The organism is Oceanispirochaeta crateris, from assembly GCF_008329965.1.
GTDB classification, from domain to species: domain Bacteria; phylum Spirochaetota; class Spirochaetia; order DSM-2461; family DSM-2461; genus Oceanispirochaeta; species Oceanispirochaeta crateris.
Genome location: NZ_CP036150.1, coordinates 543,311 through 561,368 on the forward strand (window position 1 = coordinate 543,311; position 18,058 = coordinate 561,368).

Consider the following 18,058-nt stretch of genomic DNA (forward strand, 5'->3'; position numbering starts at 1 on the left):
ACCCGACTATTATACTATGAAGCGATTTTTTAAAATTCATAGCCTTGAGATTCCAGAATATCTACAAGATTCCTGTCGTGAAGAACAAAATGTTTACAATTTCAGGCAGATCAGAAGTCTTGCCATGTTTTTAATCCTGATATCTTTTGTTTACATTGGTCAGATAGAATTATTCCCCCTGGTAGATATGGATGACAGCTTCATCCGTACTTACATCGTGTTGTTTTCCAGCATCATTGGTATTTGCCTGATCTATCTTTTGCCCTTTGCCTTTATTGTGAAGATCAAATCAGAATCTGTGAAAAAATATTTTCTCCTCTCGTTTCTTTCCCTGATTGCCGCTGGGATGATTCTTCTCACTTATCTGGACCTTCACTTCAGCTCTGATCTATCAGCCTTTATCATTGTTCTTATGTATTCCTGTTCCATCCTTTGGTTTTTCCCCCGGGATTATGCGCTCTTGTCGGGAGGGTATCTGCTTTTGATGATTATTTCATTGCTAGTCTTGAATGAGGGCGAAAGTTGTGATGTTTCAATCGTGGTTCAGGTCTTTGTGTTCTATGGTCTTAGCTGGATTCTGTATCTCAGTCTCTACCAAATGAGGAGTGAAAATTTTTTAAACCGTATTCATCGGGAAGAACAGTATAGGATGCTGGAGACAGAAAGTGCCACTGATCCGCTGACTGGATTATACAATCGAAGGCATATGAAAGAAGAGCTTTCAAAAGAATTGGCCCGGAGTGAACGGACTGAGAGTCCCTTTTGTATTGCCGCTCTGGATGTTGATCATTTTAAGAATGTGAATGACCGTTATGGACATGTTACGGGAGATGAAGTCCTTTGTGAGATGGCTGTGATTCTCAGAAACTCGATTCGTCTTTCAGATAAGGTCTTTCGATTTAACGGAGAGAAATTTGTCATATTACTTCCGGAAACCACAAGCAGTGCTGCCTGTATTTTAGGAGAGAGAATTCGAACAACCATTGAATCCTTTTCTTTCAGCGGTGTTCGAAAACCAATTACCATCAGTATAGGGATTTCTCAGAGCCAGAAAGGTCTTTCCATGGATCTGCTCATGACCAAGGCAGACAAGAGACTGCTTTTGGCAAAAACTTCGGGAAGGAACCGAGTCATTTGTGACTAAGATTATTCTGCTCGTTGTTTTTCTAAAAGTTTTTTAATGGCATTGAATACCTCATGATCAGCCGGGTAAACCTGTGAGAATTCCTTCCGGGCGAGTTCAAAGGACGCGAGAGCCTGGTCATCTAAGCCCTGGTATTGGGCGGCTACGGCCTGATGAAAATAAAGGTTTCCGAGAACAGCAGGATCTCCAGTATATTTTTTTAACTGTTCTTCGAAAAATAACGGAGTTTCATCCAATTTGTCATGATTGAAGAAATACTGAATGATTGTCGTCAATGTTGCTGGATTTTCTGGATACAGGCCGAATAGATCAGCTGCGGATGATCTGGCTTCCACATAGTTTTCCTGAGTGAGAAACAGGCGTATCAGACGATCGGGAAAACGGTAATCATCTGGGGAGAGGTCAAATCCCATTTTAAGGTAATCTGCTGCAGACTCTGTTCTGGATCGGTATAAAGCAATTGTTGAGGCCAGGAAGCAGGTATCGGCTTTATAATAGGGATCATCATACAGTCCAATGGCCATTTCAGCATTGACCTCCGCCTGAGCCAAGAGGTTCATATTCAGTTGGGCAAGGGCAAGATTCTGATAATAAGCCCCATCCTCTCTGTCGTAACTGAGTGCACTGTTCAAATGTTCTGAGGCTTTTTCCCATTGGCCCATCAGCAATTCCGCATGTGCCAATTTGGAGTATAGATCTTCGGTTTCCATTCCCAGGGTCAGGGCTTTTTCTAAATTCTCCTGGACATGTTGAATGAGTTCCTCCTTGGTTTCATGCCAGCTGTTACCATAGAATGACAGGACCTCATTGTAAAATTCTCCCAACCAGTAGTAAAGATCTGCCCTTTGTGGATACATCTCAAGGGCCATTGAAAGGCCACCTTTAGGATCAAAGAGTTTTAAGTCATAATTTCCCTGTCTTTTTCTTAGATCAATGAGTTCTTCACCATTTTCAAGATCAGTAAAAGCAAACATTTCATGATTGTTTGTCAAAACAAAGTAGTGGAGGCTCAATTCCGTTTTTTTGACCATAAAATCGGCGAAGTCAAGGGATTCGGCATGTTCATGAAGAAGTGTCCATGCCGATTCATATTTTTTATCTGCTATCAAATCATCTACTCTGGCGAGAACTGATTCAGATGAAAGAGCCATATCTGTAGCATAAATACTCATACTCATTAAAAACAATGTGAAGATGAAGAGGGCTTTTTTGATTGGAATCATGTCATGTCCTTAGTGCAGAATGCCTTCAGTATATCCTTTCTCATTTTTCTTGATAAGATCCGTTTCTAACTCAACGTGACCCTTTGCAAGAAAGTATATTCCAATATTAAATTGCCTTGACAAGTCCTTTCATTCTGGTCAAAGATTTAGTTATTAAAAACATGTCTATAAGGACGAGTGGTAAATTGAGAGCTTTGCAGAAGAAAATCAGTCTTTATAAGACGAGGGATGAAGAAGAGATCAAGCAGATTCTTTGCCTCAATTCTGATGTTTATGTTCTGCTCTTATATAACTCTGCTCAACAATTATGGATTTTGGTCGATTACAAAGAGGGACAGGAGCAAGGCAGACTGATCCTTAAAAATCTAAATCCAGGTTCTTCTGATAGAATCACCAACAGACCAGTAGTCCTTTTTGCTTCAACCATTCTGTCCTTTGGAATCCTAGCCGGCGATGAAATCCATTTATGGAAGACTTTTAAGAGCAAACCCATTAAAGAGAAGATCAGGATGGACTCTCAGGATGATCGTCTCTTCTTTGATGCTAATCCGGTGACTTTCATTCGTTCTATGCCCAACGGGTCCCTCCTGATGGCACATAAGTCGGTATTTTCTGAAGCCTATTTCTTTTCCATCGCCGTTCAGAGGCTAGAGGGGTATTCTTTTTCAAAACATCCAACTCCTCTGGCTTCAGAGGATTATAGGCATTTGGCCCATATTGCCTCTGTCCCTTGCATTCTGGATATGCTCCCTTATGGGGATGATTTTTTCATTCATACACCGGGTAGTTGCAGGGATTGGCTGATCTATCCGGCGGAAACATCCATTCTCATCAAAATGAATCAAAACGGACAGGTCATGAAGTCCCGGGTGGTCGAGAAAGGGAGGGGAGTCTTTTCCCAGGATGGTAATTGCCTGATGATCAAACCCTTTGAAAATGATTCCATGCTGTATTTTTATGATTTAAATGATGAAAAATCCGCTCAGTTTACTCTGGATGAAAATACCCTATGGACACCGGGAACTGGAGATACGCGGTATATTGTCACAGATAAAAGAATCGCCGCATGGGATTCAAATACACTGATCTTATCCGCCCTTTACAATATGCCTGAATGGTGTTTTACGGCTCTATCCAGTTCAAAGAATGTTGGCTAATCATAGTATGTCCCATGAAGCTCCAAAAACTGGTGATTTTGACTCTTTGACTCCTCAGCTCATCATAGAGAGTGTTGAAGAACAAACAGATTTGTCTCTTATTCCACTGGTACAGCAACTTCCCAGTTATATTAACCGGGTCTATGAGCTTCGGGATGAAGAGGATGACCGGTATGTTGTCAAATTCTACCGGCCCGGCCGATGGTCCGATGAAGCGATCCTGGAAGAACATGACTTTATGGAAGATTGTGGTGAAATGGATATTCCACTTGCTCTTCCTGAGTATCTGAAGCAAGATGAAACATTAGGAAAAACAGCCGATGGCATCAGATTTTCTCTATTCCCATACAAGAGTGGGAGACTCTGGGAATTTAAAGAAGACGATGATCAATGGTATCGCCTGGGTCAGCTCATAGGGAGAATGCATTGTGCCGGTGATCGTTGCAAGGCCCTTCATCGACCCCGAATACATCCTTTGGGAACCTTTTCGAAAGACTGTCAGGACCTGATGAAGCATATACCCTCCAGTTTGGCTGGACGGTTTGAATCTGTTGTTGGAAATATTCGCCAAACGATTACTCCCCTTTTTGACGGGGTGGAAGAAATCCGTATTCATGGAGATTTTCATTGCGGGAATATTCTGGACAGAATGGATGACGGTCTCATGATTATCGATTTTGATGACATGGCCATGGGCCCGGCTGTTCAGGATTTTTGGCTTCTTCTGCCTGGTCATGCCGCATCCTGCCGGAAGGAATTTTTTATGCTCCTCGAAGGGTATCAGGAATTCCGACCTCTAAACCCTTCCTCCTTGGGGCTTGTAGAACCCTTAAGAGCCATGCGAATGGTCTATTTTCTGGCTTGGTGTGCCAGACAAAAAGAGGATTTCAGTTTCAGAAAAAGTTTTCCTAACTGGGGAAGTGATGGGTTCTGGGAAAATGAGATCAGAGATCTTCAAAACCAATATCAGGAAATCGTTGATTTTATTGAAAAGGTAATATGAGATTCATTGACATTTTCCCGGTCATTTATCATATTTAATTGAAAGGCATAGACGGAGACGAGTAACTGTACCCCGGGTCAAGAGAGAAGCGGTTCATAGGCTGGAAGGCCGCTGGCTCAAGAGCAGAGAAAACCCCTCCCGAGCTGCTTCCCGAAAGGACCTCCCCTGTAGTGAGGAGGAATCCGATTAGATGAAGACGAAATCCCGCGTTAAGGGAGAGCTGAGAGCGCCTTGTGCAGACACACTGGCAAAGGCGAAATAAGGTGGTACCGCGGAGAGCCCTTTTGTTCTTCGTCCTTATACTGAAATTTGTTTTTTAGTGACAGGACGGAGCATGAAAGGGTTTTTTATGCCGTTCTGGAACGGAGGTACAGAAAATGACAAGTAAAGAACAGAAAAAGCTGGAAAAGCTCCAGAAGCTACGTCACTCCATGGCTCATGTAATGGCTGGAGCCGTCTTAAAATTGATGCCCGAAGCAAAGTTTGCTATCGGACCTGCCATCGAAAACGGATTTTATTATGACTTTGACCTTCCCCGGAAACTCACAAATGAAGATCTTGCAACCATTGAAAGCGGTATGCAGGACATCATCAAAGATAAGGTCAGCTTTGAAAAGGAAATCCTTACCAGGGCAGAAGCCTTGGAGATGTTTAAAGATCAACCTTATAAAGTAGAACTCATAAGTGAATTACCTGAAGATGAAGAGATTTCCATCTTCAAGATGGGCGATCATTTTACCGATTTATGTCGGGGCCCCCATGTGGAGGACACCAGCCGCTTAAACGCTCAGGGATTTAAATTATTATCCATCGCCGGAGCTTACTGGCGGGGTGATGAAAAACGTCCTATGCTGCAGAGAATATACGCCACGGCTTTCGGTGATGCCAAGGCTTTAAAGGCGCATCTGGAATTTCTGGAAGAGATGGAAAAACGGGATCATCGGCGTGTGGGTAAAGAGTTAGATCTTTTCAGCCTTCAGGAAGAAGCCGGGCCGGGCCTTGTATACTGGCATCCAAAGGGAGCCCGTATGAGGGTTACCATCGAAGATTTCTGGAGAAAAGAGCATTACAAAAACGGGTATGAAATGGTGTTCACACCCCATGTTGGTAAATCGTGGCTCTGGGAAACTTCGGGGCACCTTGATTTCTACAAAGAGGGTATGTATCCCAATATGGTCATGGATAACGTCGATTACTATGCCAAACCCATGAACTGCCCCTTTCATATAATGATTTATAACAATGGAAAGCACTCCTACAAGGAACTTCCATTCCGTTGGGCAGAGTTGGGAACAGTCTACCGCTACGAACGCTCTGGAACTCTCCATGGATTGCTCCGAGTCCGCGGGTTTACTCAGGATGACGCCCATTTGTTTTGTACCCCAGATCAAATGCAGGACGAAGTTTCAGAAGTCTTGAGGTTTAGTCTCTCCATGCTGCGGGCCTTCGGTTTTAAGGATATCCAGGCATATCTGTCCACCCGCCCCGAGAAGGCTGTGGGGGAACAAAGCCGGTGGGATGCCGCTCAGGAATCACTGAAAAAGTCCATAGAAGCCGAAGGGTTGGAGTATCAGGTCGACGAGGGAGGCGGTGCATTTTATGGTCCTAAGATTGACCTGAAAGTCAAGGATGCCATTGGACGCTCCTGGCAGTTGTCCACCATTCAGTTCGATTTTAATGAACCCGAGCGGTTTAATATGACTTTTGTCGATAAGGACGGTCAGGAAAAACGACCTTATATGATACACCGGGCTCTCTTGGGATCTCTGGAAAGATTTTATGGTGTCTTAATCGAAAACTATGGCGGGGCATTTCCCGTCTGGCTATCTCCCCTACAGGTGAAAGTGATTCCTGTGAGTGACAAGTTTGATGATTATGCAAAAGAGATTGAGAAAAATTTGAGAGCTGCAGACATTCTGGTCGATTCTGACTTGAGTGATGATAGAATGAACGCAAAGATCAGGAATGCCCAAAATCAAAAGATTCCCTACATGCTTGTATTGGGAGAAAAAGAAATGAATGAAAAAACTGTGAGCATTCGTGTCAGAACGGGGGAGCAGATGAATGGACTCCCCCTGGATGAAGCCATTAAACTGATACAGGATAAAATCAAAAACAGAGAAATGCCCTAATCGGTTCTCTTTTTAAAGTTTAAGAGTAAGAAGCCTTCGGGCTTCTTATTTTTTTTTATTGATAAACAAATACTGATTGACAGGCATGATTAAATGATTATTATGGTTGTGTAAAGAAAGTATATGAAAATGATAGGGGTTTGATATGAGCAAAATAGTTATATTAGGTGGTGGATATGCCGGTATCCACGCGGGTAAATTGCTGCATAAAGCATTTAAGAAAGATAAGGATATGGAAATTACCCTTATTGATAAGAACCCTTATCACACCTTAATGACAGAACTGCATGAAATTGCCGGTGGAAGAGTCGATAATCACGGTTGTGTTAAAATTTCTTTTGATAGAATATTCTCTGGAAAAATTGTAAATGTGGTACAAGACTGTATCACCGGTCTGGATCCTGTGAAACAGGTGCTTAGTTCAGACACCGCAAGTTATGAATATGATTATCTCATCATGGGTACAGGTGCCGAATCAACAGATTTCGGTATTCCAGGAGTAAAAGAGCACTCTTTTCCTCTGTGGAGCTATCAGGATGCCCTGGATATCAAAGATCATATCCGGGAGATGTTTAGAGCCGCTTCTTACGAAAAAGATCCGGAAGTTCGGAAAACACTGATGACTTTTGCGGTGGCTGGTGCTGGATTTACTGGAGTAGAAATGGTTGGTGAGCTCATTGAAAAGCTCCCCATCATGTGCCGTGAGTATAAGATCGATCCATCAGAAGTTTCACTGATCAATGTGGAAGGTCTTGGAAATATACTCAATATGATTCCTGAAAAACCAAGGATGAAAGCTCAGAAGTATATGGAAAAGAAGGGTGTGAAGATCATGCTCAACGCCCTAATTACCAAGGCGGAAGCAAACTCCTTTACTTTAAAGGATGGGACTCAGATCAATTGCGGCACCCTCATCTGGACCTGTGGTATCAAAGGTGGTCAGTTTGGAGTTGATACGGGTCTTAAAGTCGGACACGTAGATAGGCTCCAAGTCAAAGAAACTATGCAGAGTGCAGACTACGAAAACTTGTTTATCGTAGGGGATGCTCAATGGTTTCTTGAGAATGAAAGACCTATTCCCCAGATTGTAGAAGCCGCCGAGCAGACAGCTTCCGTTGCAGTCCATAATATTGTCTCCAAAATCAAAGGAGAGGATAAAAAATATACTTTCAAATCTAATTTTCATGGATTCATGGTTTCCATCGGTGGACGCTATGCTGTCTCTCATACAGGAGGCATTTCACTTTCAGGTATTCCTGCAATGGCATTGAAGCACCTTGTCAATGTTCTTTATTTGCATTCAGTAAGTGGCTTGAACGCCTGGTGGAAGTACATTCAGCATGAAATTTTTGACATGAAGGAAGGCCGGACTCTCGTCGGCGGTATCATCAGTAACCATATTCAATCTCTTTGGGCATTTCCTCTCCGACTCTGGTTGGGTCTCATGTGGCTTATCGAAGGATTGAATAAAATCGGCGAGGGCTGGCTCAAGTTTGACCTAGGTTCCAAATCGGGATGGATGTTCAGTCGCGGTATCGTTCAAGCCGGATTTGGCACACCCGCCAGTTATCAGCCCGTAGCCTCTGCTGCCGCAAGCGGTGGAGCAGACACTATGGCAGCCGCCAGTGATATGGCAGAAGCGGCAGCGCCTGTTGTTGCAGACACTGTAGCCGCCGCCAGTGATATGGTCGAGGCTGCGGCCCCTGTTGTGGCAGACACAGTAGCCGCCGCCAGTGGTATGGCAGATGAAATTGTAAACTCCGCAGCAAATGTAACACATACGGCAACTCATGCCCTTGGTAAGCTTTGGGATACAAGCGGACTTGTTCTGAAACCTGACAGCCTAGTGGTTACCTGGTTTAGGGAAACATTTATGGACTCCATGGCTGTCTATATTCCCTACGAGATTTTCCAGTCTATGATCATCTCCGTAGAAGTTCTGATTGGTTTGGCTCTCATTGGTGGATTATTTGTATTCCCCGCTGCCGGTGTCTCCATTATCATGTGTTTCGTATTTATCTTTTCAGGATTTTTTAGCTGGGGTCAGATCTGGTTTATTTTCGCAGCGGTCATCATGCTGGGAGGAGCCGGAAGAGTTCTTGGTTTGGATTATTGGGTAATGCCCTGGTTGAAAAGATGGTGGAATGGCACAACTCTGGCCCATAAGACTTATCTCTATTTTGGAGAACCCCGGAATAAGAAAAGGAAAAAATAGTTGAGCCGTTCATTTACATATCTTGGAGAAGGGGCCGCTTTGAAGGCCTCTCTTCAACAGGTTATTCAAAAAATAAATGAACTGGTACAGGAAAGTCCCTCTCTTATTCGCGGTGATTTGGAAGTTCTGACCCAGAGAACTGGTAAGCTCCTGAGGCCTGCTTTATTCCTTTTATGTGCAGATGGCGGTGAAGGTAAAAATGACGATCTTATTACCGTTGCCGCCTCTATAGAACTCTTGCATATAGCCACATTGGCTCATGACGATGTTCTAGATAAGGCGCTTAAGAGACGTGGCAATGTCACACTGTATAGTAAGGAAGGAGCCAAAAGGGCTATATTGGCGGGAGACTATCTTCTTTCGCTTTCCCTCAGGCTTTCCTCTACTTTTTTTGATGTGTCTCTGGTTCCATCCATGACATCAAGCCTCGAGCGTCTTTGCCTCAGTGAGATTGATCAGGATTCTGGATTCGGGAATTTTCATATAAACCGGGATCAGTATTTTGAAAGAATCCGAGGGAAAACAGCAGAACTGTTTGGCCTTTCCTGTAGGTCTGGAGCTGTTCTGGGCGGTAAGAGTCTTGAAGTTCAGAATGAACTCTATAATATGGGAATTGATTTCGGAATGGCTTTTCAGATTCGAGATGATGTTCTGGATTATACCGGTGAATCTCGTAAGATGGGTAAGCCCGCAGGTAATGATTTGCGGGAAGGAATTCCAACTCTGCCTCTGATTTTAGCTGTGGAAGATAAACTTTCCGGTCTTGAATTTCTCTTGAGAAAGCCTTTCTGGAGGGTCAATGCAGGGCTGATTAGAAATCGTATTCTATCTGCTGGATATTCTCAAAAAGCCGATGAAATTTCAGGTCAGTATATCCAAAATTCCTTGGTTCTGGCAGAGAAATCTCTTTCAAAAGAGGCTTTTGAGCAGTACCGGCACATCTTGGATAGTTTGCGCAAAATCCCTCAATAATAGCTGCTGTGGAGAACTTCTTTTCAAAAAAACTATTCTGATGGATAATAGAAATCATGAAATCAGATTCAGTCATTCTTGAAATCAGGAAAAAAGAACAAACCATCAAAGACCTTGAGCATATCCTCGCTCTCTTAAGCTGGGACCAGGAAACGGGTATGCCCGGGGCAGCCGCTAGTGGCAGAGCCCGGCAGATGGGTTTGATTCAGGATCAACTGACAGAACATTTACGGGATGAACGTTGGCCGCATTGGTTGGAAGTCCTGCAAAGTATCCAGAATATTGAAGTTCAAAGATGGGGACAGCTCCTCCAGCGTCGATACCGAGAATATCAGCTTTTGCCACCGGATTTCATGACGCGCTTTGTAGAATCATCTTCTATGGCCAGAGATAGCTGGTTGAAGTCGAGAGAAGCCGATGATTTCGGGCTTTTTGCACCAGACCTTAAGCAACTAGTATTTTTATTAAAAGAACGTTGTGAGTGTTTGGGTTATGAGGATGAACCTTATGATGCTCTGCTCGATCTTTATGAACCGGGCATGAAGGCCTCTGTACTCGAAAAATTATTCGATCAACTGCAAAAAGAACTCTCTTCACTTATTGATAAGGCAATTCGTCCTTTTGAACACACAGACTGCTTTAGTGGAAATAGAATACCCATAGATATTCAAAAAAAGATAAGCCTACGAGTCCTTCAGGATATGGGATATGATTTCAAGGCGGGACGGCTGGATTATTCAGTTCATCCTTTTACTTCAACCCTGGGGGCTTATGATATTAGAGTCACAACTGCTTTTGATGAGAATGACTTCTTTAACGGACTGTTTAGCACGATTCATGAGGGAGGTCATGGTCTGTATGAGCAAAATCTACCGCCACAATGGCATGGGACAGTTGTCAGTGAGGCCTGTTCTTTGGGGTTCCATGAGTCACAGTCTAGGCTCTGGGAGAATATCATCGGCCGTTCCAGGCCATTCTGTTTGTATTTGAAGAATCTTATAAATCAGGAAATGCCAGATCTGGATGTCCATGAAGATAGGATGTTTCATCAAATGAACAAGGTGGAAAGGAGCCTCATTCGGGTCGATGCTGATGAGATGACTTATAATTTACATATTATTCTGAGATTCCGCCTAGAAAGGGCACTTATTAACGGGGAAATACAGGTGGAAAATCTCCCAGAACTGTGGAATCAGGAATTATTTAATCTATTGGGTCTTAAAAATGAAAGTGATCGACTGGGTGTACTTCAGGATATCCACTGGTCCTGCGGTGATATGGGGTACTTTCCTACCTACACTTTGGGGAATATGTTTTCAGCACAGATTTGGAAACAAGTAAAACACGACATTCATGATGTGGATCAGCTGATTGAAAAAGGACAGTTTCAAGAGATACAATGCTGGCTCAAAGATCATGTTCATTCAAGAGCTGCACTTCTTACATCCACAGAAATGATGCATGAATTAAGCGGTTCTGATCCGGATACCTCATTCTTTATTGACTATCTCAAAGACAAACAACGGCAATTAAATGGTTGAAGACTACCGTTTCTGGAGTGCGCTGGTTCTATATTTTCTGGCTTCATGTATGAGTTCTTTTCTTTCTAGTCTGTATCGAAAGAAAAGGATTGTACCGGCCATGATTTTTCTCTCATTGATGCTTTTTTGTCTTATTGGACTTTGGATGACCATAACAGATGGCGTTAGTGTTTCAAGTTTTGTTAATAAAGCAAATGGAATCGTCTTTTTCTTGGGCGTAATAGGCGGTATTTTTCCCTTTTCTTTACCCCTGCTATTGATCATACCCTATATCTTTTCATTTTTTTTGAATGTCCCTGTGAGAGGATTGAGGGGTAACGAAGATAAAAGTTTGGGAGAACTACATTTTTATCCATCCAATGAAGGAGTCATGTCCCTGGAATGGCGTGGAGAGGATGGCACGTATCATATTCTCCAGTTGGAAGGTGAAAAAGTAGCCCTTGCCTTCGTTCGGCATACTGTTTCTGGAGAATTCTTCTTTCTCGAATCGGGGATTGAACCTCTTGGAATCGTTTCAGGCGGCCTTACTATTCCTGTCTCTGATCTGCCTGAAGAAAGTACCCCCTGGTTCTACTCTTTGAGAAGTGCTTCGTTCCAGGATTCCATCCTCTATCAGAATACTTATCCGGCATTAAAATATCTGTCTCCGGGCTATTTCAGTGTCTGGTCATACAAAGACATCGATGGCCAGCTTAGAATTATCAGGAAATAAGACTTCACTTATGGATTCATGAAATAATTCTTTCCCTTAAGAGTTGACATCACAAGAGGCTCAAAATACTATGAACCCATGACATTACCAAATAAACTAACAGTGGGGCGGATGATCCTGTCTCCAATATTTTTTATTCTGTATGTATTCACCGTTCGAAGTGAATCCATTCTACTTCAAGGCATGGTTGCCTTGTGGGTTATTCAGATCATCAGCGAAGTTTCAGACGTACTTGATGGACATGTGGCCAGGAAATACAATCTTGTATCGGATATGGGTAAGATTATGGATCCTTTTTCTGATGTTATAAGCAGGGTCACCTATTTCGTGTGCTTTACATATACGGGGTTGATGCCTCTTTGGGCTCTTATGATTATTCTCTGGAGGGAGTTTAGCATTATGTTCATCCGCATGGTTCTGGCCAAGGAAGGAACAGCGCTCGCTGCAAAATGGGGGGGTAAGGCTAAAGCCGTCTTTTATTTTATATCAGGAATCTTTGGTCTTTTTGTTTTAACCATGAAATCCCTGGGCAGTCTTGCATATATGGCCGAATTGACGATGATCTCCCGTATTCTGTTTATTTTAGCGGCTCTCAGTTCGCTCCTCTCATTTATAGAATACTTTGTACTCTTCCTTAAAACAGACACGATGAAGCAATTCATTAGAGAGTAGGATTTTAATAAAAAAATAAATATTTTTTCAGAATATCTGTTGACAAAAAAAGGGTATTAACGGTATATTCACGGAGCGTTCGGGCAAACAGCCTGAATCGCACAGAACTAAAGCGGACTTGCTGAATAAGCGAACTGCTTTTTAAATGTTCTTTTACAAAGGAATTAGAGAAGGGAAATTGAAGTATTTGACGAGAGTCAAGCACTGGTAGTACGAAAATAGAATCGTGCCAAAAGCCTTATGGTTTAGGTACGGTCCGAACGTTAGTTTTCTTTTAAGCACAGTGGGTTTTTCCGAAAGGGGAGGCGCACTGCATAAAGGGACTCTGACTCACTTTAAAGCAGATCAGGATGAATACATTCGCTAGGATCTGTTTTGAGGCATTGATAGAAAATTATCCACTTCGGTGGATAAACTATATCATGGAGAGTTTGATCCTGGCTCAGAACGAACGCTGGCGGCGCGTTTTAAGCATGCAAGTCGAACGGTAGGGAAGTGCTTGCACTTCCTGAGAGTGGCGAACGGGTGAGTAACGCGTAGGTGATCTACCTTTTAGTTGGGGATAGCTCATGGAAACATGGGGTAATACCGAATGATCTCTACGATCTTGTTTGTAGAGCAAAGGGGCGTTTGCCTCGCTGAAAGATGAGCCTGCGTATGATTAGCTAGTTGGTAAGGTAATGGCTTACCAAGGCGACGATCATTAGCCGGCCTGAGAGGGTGACCGGCCACATTGGGACTGAGACACGGCCCAGACTCCTACGGGAGGCAGCAGCTAAGAATCTTCCGCAATGGACGAAAGTCTGACGGAGCGACGCCGCGTGTGCGAAGAATGTCGAGAGATTGTAAAGCACTTTTATATGTGAGGAATAATAGTATCAGGAAATGGGTATTAGATGACGTTAGCATATGAATAAGCTCCGGCCAATTACGTGCCAGCAGCCGCGGTAACACGTAAGGAGCGAGCGTTGTTCGGAATTATTGGGCGTAAAGGGCATGTAGGCGGTTACGTAAGTCCGATGTGAAAGCACACTGCTTAACAGTGATGTTGCGTTGGAAACTGTGTGACTAGAATCCGAGAGGGGTAAGTGGAATTCCTAGTGTAGGGGTGAAATCTGTTGATATTAGGAAGAACACCAGAGGCGAAGGCGACTTGCTGGCTCTGGATTGACGCTGAGGTGCGAAAGCGTAGGTAGCGAACAGGATTAGATACCCTGGTAGTCTACGCCGTAAACGATGTACACTTGGTGTCTGGAACATGAGTTCTAGGTGCCGTAGCTAACGCGTTAAGTGTACCGCCTGGGGAGTATGCCGGCAACGGTGAAACTCAAAGGAATTGACGGGGGCCCGCACAAGCGGTGGAGCATGTGGTTTAATTCGATGATACGCGAGAAACCTTACCAGGGCTTGACATATACAGGACGGCATTAGAGATATTGCTTCTTCTTCGGAAGTCTGTATACAGGTGCTGCATGGTTGTCGTCAGCTCGTGCCGTGAGGTGTTGGGTTAAGTCCCGCAACGAGCGCAACCCCTATTGTATGTTACCATCATTAAGTTGGGGACTCATGCAAGACTGCCGGTGACAAACCGGAGGAAGGTGGGGATGACGTCAAATCATCATGGCCCTTATGTCCTGGGCTACACACGTGCTACAATGGCCAGTACAGAGTGATGCGAATCCGCGAGGTGGAGCAAAACGCTTAAAGCTGGTCTCAGTTCGGATTGGAGTCTGAAACTCGACTCCATGAAGGTGGAATCGCTAGTAATCGCGCATCAGCATGGCGCGGTGAATACGTTCCCGGGCCTTGTACACACCGCCCGTCACACCACCCGAGTCGGGGGTACCCGAAGTCAGTAGACTAACCAGCAATGGAGGTCGCTGCCGAAGGTATGCTCGGTAAGGGGGGTGAAGTCGTAACAAGGTAGCCGTACCGGAAGGTGCGGCTGGATCACCTCCTTTCTACGAGAAAGGTATTAAGTCTTGTGTTTTGTACTCACAAGCAGTTAGTCATCATTTTCACGAGTGATGCTCGTATGAATCAGTGTTGCGTTCACGGCCTTGGTCAGTGGTACGCAACATGCTTGGCCCTCGTTAAATACTTCTAATTTCCCTAATAACAAAATAGTTTTTGCTGTTTTTGTTGTGCAAAAGTTCTTATCGGCAGGTATTGAATTCTAATTTCCTAAATGGGGTATAGCTCAGCTGGCTAGAGCACTAGATTTGCATTCTAGGGTCAGGGGTTCGAATCCCTTACCTCCATAAACAATTCCAATAAAATTGTTGAAGTTGTTCTTTAATATAGATAATAGCGAAGGGATAAATAATAATATGGTCAAGCGACTAAGGGTCCATGGTGGATGCCTTGGAGCTATCCGGCGATGAAGGGCGTGGTAAGCTGCGATAAGCCTCGGTGAGAAGCAAACATTCTTATACCCGAGGATTCCCGAATGGGGTAACCCGGCTGTTTTTATGACAGTCATTATGCGGTGAATACATAGCTGTATAAAGCGAGACTCAGGGAACTGAACCATCTAAGTACCTGAAGGAAAAGAAATCAATTTAGAGATTCCCTTAGTAGCGGCGAGCGAACGGGGATTAGCCCAAACCAATGTCATTTCGGTGATATTGGGGTTGTAGGGCATGCATATATGTATCAGTGAAAGATAGCAGAATGGTATTGGGAAAGCCAACCGTAGAGGGTGAAAGTCCTGTAAGCGAAATCTGAAGCTGGCTAGCATGTACCTGAGTAAGGCGGGGCACGAGTAATCCTGTCTGAATCTGGGGGGACCACCCTCCAAGGCTAAATACGAGATAGCTACCGATAGCGAATAGTACCGTGAGGGAAAGGTGAAAAGCACCCCGGGAGGGGAGTGAAATAGAACCTGAAACCGTGGACCTACAAGCGGTCAAAGCCCTTTTATGGGGTGATGGCGTGCCTTTTGTAGAATGAGCCTGCGAGTTAATATATTAAGCGAGGTTAAGGTATAGAAGTACCGGAGCCGGAGGGAAACCGAGTCTGAATAGGGCGCTTTAGTTTGATGTATTAGACCCGAAGCCGGGTGATCTATTTATGGTCAGGTTGAAGCTTGGGTAACACTGAGTGGAGGACCGAACACTAGTCTGTTGAAAAAGGCAGTGATGAACTGTGAATAGGAGTGAAAGGCTAATCAAACCCGGAGATAGCTGGTTCTCCTCGAAATGGCTTTAGGGTCAGCGTCATATGGTTAATATCGGAGGTAGAGCACTGATTAGGCTAGGGCCTGTCACAGGGTACCAAACTTAGTCAAACTCCGAATGCCGATATTCAAAGTATGGCAGTGAGACTACGGGTGATAAGATTCGTAGTCGAAAGGGAAAGAGCCCAGACCGTCAGCTAAGGTCCCTAAACTATGCTAAGTGGAAAAGGAAGTACGATTGCACAGACAGCCAGGAGGTTGGCTTAGAAGCAGCCACTCCTTTAAAGAGTGCGTAATAGCTCACTGGTCGAGTAGTTGTGCGCCGACAATGTAACGGGGCTAAGCATAGTACCGAAGCTACGGAATAATGGAGTTTACTTCATTGTTGGTAGAGGAGCATTCTGTAGGTCGATGAAGGTGTACTGTAAGGTATGCTGGAGATATCAGAAGAGAGAATGCAGGCATGAGTAACGAAAAGGAAGGTGAGATCCCTTCCCGCCGAAAATCTAAGGTTTCCTGGGTAAAGGTACTCTTCCCAGGGTTAGTCGGCCCCTAAGGCGAGGCAGAAATGCGTAGTCGATGGGAAACGGGTTAATATTCCCGTACATCTAATAATTTCGAAGGGATGACACTTAAGGAGATCCCATGCCAGGCGTTGGTTGTCCTGGTCCAAGCGTTTAGGCGTTGATTTGTGTAGGAAAATCCGCACGAAGAGCTGAGGCGTTAAGGGTAGTGATCCTACGGGTGATCGAAGATGGGTGATTCATCGAGTCAAGAAATAATCTCTAAGGTTAGGTTATTAGGTACCGTACCGCAAACCGACACAGGTAGATGGGATGAGAATTCTAAGGCGTACGAGAGAACCCACGTTAAGGAACTCGGCAAAATACATGCGTAACCTAGGGAGAAGCATGGCTCAGCGCGTGATGGCGGAGTTGCAGAGTCCAGGAGAAAGCGACTGTTTACCAAAAACACAGGTCAATGCGAAAATGCAAATTGAAGTATATTGACTGACACCTGCCCGGTGCTGGAAGGTTAAGAGGAGCTGTTAAGATTTATCTGAAGCAGTGAATTGAAGCCCCAGTAAACGGCGGCCGTAACTATAACGGTCCTAAGGTAGCGAAATTCCTTGTCGGGTAAGTTCCGACCCGCACGAATGGTGTAACGACTTTCTTACTGTCTCAACGTGGGACTCGGTGAAATTGAAGTATCGGTGAAGATGCCGATTACCTGTGGTTAGACGGAAAGACCCCGTGAACCTTTACTGTATCCTGATATTGAACTATGGCTGATGATGTGTAGGATAGGTGGGAAACTTTGATGTATGGTCGTCAGGCTGTGCGGAGTTGTTGGTGAAATACCACCCTTTATCAGTTATATTTCTAACGTGGCCCGTAATCCGGGTCATGGACAATGTCAGGTGGGCAGTTTGACTGGGGCGGTCGCCTCCTAAAGAGTAACGGAGGCGCGCAAAGGTTACCTTAGCATGGTTGGAAATCATGCTGTAAGCGCAATGGCATAAGGTAGCTTGACTGCGAGACTTACAAGTCGAGCAGGTACGAAAGTAGGTCATAGTGATCTGGCGATTCTGAGTGGAAGGGTCGTCACTTAACGGACAAAAGGTACTCCGGGGATAACAGGCTGATTTTGCCCAAGAGTTCATATCGACGGCAAAGTTTGGCACCTCGATGTCGGCTCATCGCATCCTGGGGCTGGAGCAGGTCCCAAGGGTATGGCTGTTCGCCATTTAAAGCGGTACGCGAGCTGGGTTCAGAACGTCGCGAGACAGTTCGGTCCCTATCTGCCACAGGCGTTGGATGTTTGAGAGGATCTGTTTTTAGTACGAGAGGACCGAAACGGACAAACCTCTGGTGTATCAGTTATCGTGCCAACGGTAAGTGCTGAGTAGCTAAGTTTGGAAGGGATAACCGCTGAAAGCATCTAAGTGGGAAGCCTACCTCAAGATGAGACATCCCTCTCCCTTTAAGGGAGCTGAAGGAATCTCGAAGAATACGAGTTTGATAGGCTGGCGGTCTAAGTGTGGAAACATATTGAGCCGACCAGTACTAATCTTCCGTGAGGCTTGACCATATTATTATTTATCTCTAA

10 protein-coding genes, 1 tRNA gene, 2 rRNA genes and 1 other annotated feature are annotated in these 18,058 nt (G+C 44.4%); of the genes, 12 read left to right on the top strand and 1 reads right to left on the bottom strand.

Annotation, left to right across the window (positions count from 1 at the left end; translation table 11 throughout):
- The first annotated feature begins 16 nt into the window (after positions 1-16).
- Positions 17-1,144 (top strand): GGDEF domain-containing protein, encoded by a 1,128-nt coding sequence (locus EXM22_RS02525; protein ID WP_149485004.1) that lies wholly within the window; start codon positions 17-19, stop codon positions 1,142-1,144.
- Between the two features lie 2 nt (positions 1,145-1,146).
- On the opposite strand, the gene EXM22_RS02530 is transcribed toward EXM22_RS02525, so the two are convergent.
- Positions 1,147-2,367: a tetratricopeptide repeat protein gene (locus EXM22_RS02530; RefSeq protein ID WP_149485005.1), complete on the bottom strand. Its 1,221-nt coding sequence runs from the start codon at positions 2,365-2,367 to the stop codon at positions 1,147-1,149.
- 161 nt (positions 2,368-2,528) lie between these two features.
- Here EXM22_RS02530 and EXM22_RS02535 point away from each other — a divergent pair, with 161 nt between their 5' ends.
- The 11 genes from EXM22_RS02535 to EXM22_RS02585 all read left to right on the top strand — a co-directional run bounded on the left by EXM22_RS02535 (position 2,529) and on the right by EXM22_RS02585 (position 18,040).
- Positions 2,529-3,524: a hypothetical protein gene (locus tag EXM22_RS02535; protein WP_168203309.1), complete on the top strand. Its 996-nt coding sequence runs from the start codon at positions 2,529-2,531 to the stop codon at positions 3,522-3,524.
- Positions 3,514-4,527 (top strand): serine/threonine protein kinase, encoded by a 1,014-nt coding sequence (locus EXM22_RS02540; RefSeq protein WP_149485007.1) that lies wholly within the window; start codon positions 3,514-3,516, stop codon positions 4,525-4,527. The genes EXM22_RS02535 and EXM22_RS02540 overlap by 11 nt, the downstream gene beginning before the upstream one ends.
- Before the next feature lie 39 nt (positions 4,528-4,566).
- Positions 4,567-4,829: a binding site (T-box leader), on the top strand.
- Positions 4,830-4,904: 75 nt separating this feature from the next.
- Positions 4,905-6,659 carry a threonine--tRNA ligase gene (gene thrS / locus EXM22_RS02545; protein ID WP_149485008.1) on the top strand — a complete coding sequence of 585 codons (1,755 nt, stop codon included), beginning with the start codon at positions 4,905-4,907 and terminating at the stop codon, positions 6,657-6,659.
- A 145-nt stretch (positions 6,660-6,804) separates the two neighbouring features.
- Complete coding sequence (locus tag EXM22_RS02550) at positions 6,805-8,874, top strand: NAD(P)/FAD-dependent oxidoreductase (RefSeq protein ID WP_149485009.1); 2,070 nt, start codon at positions 6,805-6,807, stop codon at positions 8,872-8,874.
- Positions 8,875-9,846: a polyprenyl synthetase family protein gene (locus EXM22_RS02555; protein ID WP_149485010.1), complete on the top strand. Its 972-nt coding sequence runs from the start codon at positions 8,875-8,877 to the stop codon at positions 9,844-9,846.
- A 56-nt stretch (positions 9,847-9,902) separates the two neighbouring features.
- Complete coding sequence (locus EXM22_RS02560) at positions 9,903-11,387, top strand: carboxypeptidase M32 (protein ID WP_149485011.1); 1,485 nt, start codon at positions 9,903-9,905, stop codon at positions 11,385-11,387.
- Between the two features lie 49 nt (positions 11,388-11,436).
- On the top strand, positions 11,437-12,099 hold the full coding sequence (locus EXM22_RS02565; RefSeq protein WP_149485012.1) for a hypothetical protein: 663 nt from the start codon (positions 11,437-11,439) through the stop codon (positions 12,097-12,099).
- Positions 12,100-12,177: 78 nt separating this feature from the next.
- The gene (gene pgsA / locus EXM22_RS02570; RefSeq protein WP_149485013.1) at positions 12,178-12,771 is read left to right on the top strand and encodes a CDP-diacylglycerol--glycerol-3-phosphate 3-phosphatidyltransferase; all 594 of its coding nucleotides are present in this window, start codon (positions 12,178-12,180) and stop codon (positions 12,769-12,771) included.
- 419 nt (positions 12,772-13,190) lie between these two features.
- A 16S ribosomal RNA gene (locus EXM22_RS02575) occupies positions 13,191-14,732 on the top strand.
- A 229-nt stretch (positions 14,733-14,961) separates the two neighbouring features.
- A tRNA-Ala gene (locus EXM22_RS02580) sits at positions 14,962-15,032 on the top strand.
- Positions 15,033-15,103: 71 nt separating this feature from the next.
- Positions 15,104-18,040: ribosomal RNA gene (locus EXM22_RS02585) — 23S ribosomal RNA — on the top strand.
- Together the 16S and 23S rRNA genes with 1 tRNA gene alongside form the textbook arrangement of a ribosomal RNA operon.
- Positions 18,041-18,058: the final 18 nt, after the last annotated feature.